At 65.3% G+C, this 4,294-nt stretch carries 3 protein-coding genes and 1 tRNA gene; all 4 read right to left on the reverse strand.

Annotated features, from left to right (window positions below; all coding sequences use genetic code 11):
- Nucleotides 1-480 precede the first annotated feature (480 nt).
- A complete protein-coding gene (locus NTW26_09700; GenBank protein ID MCX7022527.1) occupies nucleotides 481-1,434 on the reverse strand; it encodes a peptidoglycan DD-metalloendopeptidase family protein in 954 nt (317 codons plus the stop codon).
- Nucleotides 1,431-3,623, reverse strand: coding sequence for an AAA family ATPase (locus NTW26_09705; protein ID MCX7022528.1), 2,193 nt, complete (start codon nucleotides 3,621-3,623; stop codon nucleotides 1,431-1,433). The genes NTW26_09700 and NTW26_09705 overlap by 4 nt, the downstream gene beginning before the upstream one ends.
- A 48-nt stretch (nucleotides 3,624-3,671) precedes the next feature.
- Nucleotides 3,672-3,863: a hypothetical protein gene (locus NTW26_09710; protein MCX7022529.1), complete on the reverse strand. Its 192-nt coding sequence runs from the start codon at nucleotides 3,861-3,863 to the stop codon at nucleotides 3,672-3,674.
- 300 nt (nucleotides 3,864-4,163) lie between these two features.
- Nucleotides 4,164-4,250: transfer RNA gene (locus NTW26_09715), tRNA-Leu, on the reverse strand.
- Between the last annotated feature and the right edge of the window lie 44 nt (nucleotides 4,251-4,294).

Below are 4,294 nucleotides of genomic sequence, written 5' to 3' on the forward strand. Positions count from 1 at the left end.
TAGCACATTAAAAGGGGTGCGTCAACCCGTGGGAAGATTTTTGTGTGAACAAGGAAGCGGCGGGGATTTGCCGGGGGCATAGCTCGCTACGCTCGGTTAAAATCCCCGCCCTACGTCATCGCAATCTTCCAGGCACGGGTCGGGGGGAGGGCTGCCGCATGTCCCCTCTCCCCTCTGGGGAGAGGGTTAGGGTGAGGGGTGAAGCTGTCTCCCTCTCCCTGTGGGAGAGGGATTAAAGGTGAGGGCTGCCTTAGAAAAAAGCGGCGGGGACTAAAGTCCCCGCCCTACGTTTAGGCAGCGTCGCGCCGACGGGGATGGGGGTGAGGGTCGGGGTGTAATACGGAAACGGCGGCCCGCAGAGGACTTGTCCTACGGGGTCGCCCTACATTTGAGCGCACGGCGGGTTTAGACACCCGCCTTTACAACAACCGCCGTCTCAATCCACCGTCCGGCCCGGCGGACCCGCGGCGACCGTCAACCCTAAGCGCCCCCGCCGGCGGAGGCCATGTCGGTCTTGGGGAGGAAGAATCTGGCGGGGTCCAGGTTGCGCCCCCCCTTGAGCACCTCGTAGTGCAGCTTGGGCCCCAGCGTCCGCCCGGTGGTGCCCACGGCGGCGATGGCGTCCCCCCGCCGCACTTCGTCGCCGGGATGGACGTAAACCCGCCCCAGGTGCGCGTACACCGTCTCGAAGTACCCCCCGTGGTTGAGCACCAGCTTCAGGCCGAAGTTGCCCTCGTGGTCGGCGAAGGTGACCGTCCCGTCGGCCGGGGCGATGATCGGCGTCCCCGGCGGCGCGGTGATGTCTATCCCCCGGTGGAAGTAGTTGCGGCCGGTGAACTCGCTCATCCGGTTGCCGAAGCCGGCGGTGACCCAGCAGTGCTCGCCGTCCACGGGGCGTATGCTGGGGGTGAAGCGCTGCCGGGCGGCGTCGGTGTCCAGGTACCCCTCGATGTTCCCCAGGGTGGTGGTCAGGTTCCCGGCCCGCTCGACGAGCCTCCCGATGGCCGTAATCCCCGACTCGGCGCCCGACTGGATGGCCTCCAGGGGGAGGCTGGACTCGAAGGCGCCCAGGCGGTCCTCCAGCACGTCGGGGTGCTCCAGGGACAGCGAGGGGTGGAGCTCGGCCAGCGCCTCCTTCTTCTGCTCGAGCTGGGCCAGGGAACGCTGGAGGTCCCCGATCTCCTGATCGAAGTACTCGAGCTGCGCGTCCTGGGTTTTCGTCTGCTCGCGCAGCTCCGTCAGCCGGTTCTCGTCCACCACCTTCTGGGCGTAGCTGACGCCGAGAATCACCAGGCCGGTGATTATGCCGACGGCCACGAGCCCGCCCAGCGTGATGAGCCAGTATGGGAAGCGGATGTCGCGCACGTCCCCGTGGCTGTGGGGGACGACCTTTACCGAGATGCCGCCGTGGATGAAGGTGTGGAAAAAGCTCATGCTTTGTTGCGGCCGCGGCTTACAATCAGGGTGCCGCCCCGGAGGGTGACCCGGATGTGGGTGAGCCGGCCCGTCGAGGCCTCAACGGCCTTGGTGGTGGCGGGAATCAGAACCAGGCGCTGGAAGGTGTTCTTCAGGTAGCTGGCGCCGAAGGTGTTCGAGTGCCCCTCGTCGGCTATGTAGCGGAGGGCGCGGTCGGTCACGTCCAGGTAGATGCGCTGGGTCCGGAGGAGCTTTTGAGCCTGGGGCAGGAGCTTGTCCTTGAGGATGTTGAAGCAGTCATCCTCGGTGAGGCGGCGGAAGAAGATGATCTCGTCCACGTGGTTCAAGAAGTCGGCGCCGAGGACCTTCTCCAGCTCGATGCGCACCTTGGTGGGATCGGAGAGGAAGTCGCCCGAGTCGGCGTAGCCCAGGGCCGCCTCCTTCTCAATGAAGGATCCCCGGAGCGCGGTCATGATGACGATGGTGTCGGACAGGTGGACCTGGTTGCCCGCGCTGTCCATGTTCCAACCCTGGGAGATGACCTTGCGGACCCACTCCCGGGTGTCCGGGTGGGCCTGGTCTATGCTGTCGAACATCACCACGGAATTGGGCTGTATGTGGATGAAGTTGACCAGCGTCGGGCCCTCGTTTCCGGCGAGCTGGGCCAGCTCCTTCTCGGGATCGAGCTGCCCCAGGCGGAAGTCCAGCAGGGCCCCCTCTTCGCCGAAGAAGAACTCCGAGATGGACTTGGCCATCTTCGTCTTGCCGCTGCCCGCCGGGCCGATAAAAAGAAACACCCCGTCCGGTCTCGCGGCGTGGAGATCGAACTTGCTCTTGGCGTAGCGGATGACGCCGGAGATTGTCCGGACGGCATCCTCCTGCCCGATGACCCGCTCGAGGAGAAATTCCTCCAGGCGGCGGTACTTCTCCCGGAAGTCGGCGGTGATACCCGGCGAATGGATGCCGGTCATCTCGACGATGGTTTCCTCTATCTGGGCCAGCCTGACCTGGGGCTCGTTGTCCTTGCCGCCGCGGGTGAGGTAGGTCCGGGCGCAGGCCTGGTCCAGGACGTCTATGGCGGCGTCGGGGAACCGGCGATCGCGCAGGAAGGAACCGGCGAGACGGACGCTCCCCTCGAGGGCCGCCCGGGTTATCTTCACCCCGTGGAAGGCCTCGAGCTCGGCGGCGGTGTTCTCCATCATCAGAAGCGCGGTTTTTTCGTCCGGCTCGTTGACGCGCACCAGGGCGAACCGCCGTCCCAGGGCCGGATCGTTCTCCACGTAGTTGTAGTACTGCACCGTCAGCGTGGCGGCGATGACGCTGACCTCGGGATTGACCAGAAGCGATTTGACCACGTTGGCCAGCGCCGCGTTGAAGTTGCCGTTCTCGTCAATGACGTAACGGTGGATGTCGTCCAGGAAGAGGAGGGTTTTGCCGTCGGCGGCCTCGTCCTCCAGCTCCTTGACCCGCGCGGTGAAGGAGGGCAGGTCGGTGACCCCGGCGAACATGCGGTCCGGGTGGATGTGGACCAGCCGCAGCCCCCGCAGGCGTTCGGGGACATCCCCGGCCGCCAGCCGCAGGGCGAGCTGCTCCACGATGGTGCTCTTGCCCACCCCTGGAAGCCCGATGAGCAGGGGATCGCGCTTCTCCTTGTGCAGGAGAATCTCGACCAGGTGGTCCACGTCCTTTTCGCGCCCCACCCGGGGGGTGATTTTCCCCTGGGCGGCCATCCGGGTCCAGTCATCGCCGATGGAGTCGAGGAGCGATGCCTTCCGGGCCTGCCAGACGTCGGGATTCACGGTGAGCAGATCGGCGAACCCGTCGGGCTCGACGCCGGCCTTCGTCAGGAAATCGCGCACTTTCTTCCCGCCGTGGCGCGCCAGGGACACGGTCAGGTGGTAACTCTCCACCGCCTTGGACTCTTGGAGGGTCGCCAGCGCGACGGCGCCCTTCACGACGGTCTGCGTCCCGTCGGAGAGCGGGACGTCGCCGGTGCGGGCGGGATCGGGCGCGTCGGGAATCAGCGCCTTTTTCGCGCTCGCGAGCAACGCCTCCACGTCGAGGCCCATGCCGGGGAGCCGCTCCTTCTCGGTGACCAAGATGGCCGCCAGAAGCTGCCGCGGCTCGAGGGGCTTGTCCGCCGGGACGTAGCCGTCGGCCGCCAGGAAGACGGCCTTGGATGAATCGGCGAGCGGGAGTTTCTTCAAGGCGCGCCCCTTCGTTTTTTTATGTGCTGATTGAGCTTTACGCACGCGTCAGGCCTTCTCGACTTTATGTGGCTGCTCGCCCTTTTTATCGAGCGCCGACCGATACGCCAGGAGCCAGACGATGGTCAGGGCTTTTTCCCAGGCGCGCCATCCGAAATTGAGCTGTCGGGGCTCCTCGATCCTCCAGCGCGGGGCGCTGGACCCCGGTTCCGCGGGGGGAGTTTTAGTCAATTCGTTCACGACCGCCGCGAGCGACGCCGTTTCAAGGTAACGGATAGAAGCAACTTGTGCGTGCGCAGGACGGCGCGCGGCGGCTTGGGACCCCCATTCATTCGCGGCGCCTCGGAGGGCGGTTCGGGGTGATTATAGAGGCAAACGACCCGAGGGTCAACGGGTCAATCCGCCGTCGGAACGGGCGATAACCGTTTAAATGCGCCGGAAAACGGGGTCGTCTCCGCGGAATGAAGGGTCGCTTGTAAAAAAAACGTCGTCGAAGGCGCCAAAACTGTTGTACGAAAAAACGCCTTCGCCGGTTCGGGGTGGTGCCGAGAGCCGGACTCGAACCGGCATGGGCTTTCGCCCGGCGGATTTTAAGTCCGCTGCGTCTACCCGTTCCGCCATCCCGGCAGCGGCAGGGAGGATTATAGCATCCGCCGAACGGTGTCCGCTAT

It is taken from the genome of bacterium (assembly GCA_026398675.1).
Lineage (GTDB): Bacteria > RBG-13-66-14 > RBG-13-66-14 > RBG-13-66-14 > RBG-13-66-14 > RBG-13-66-14.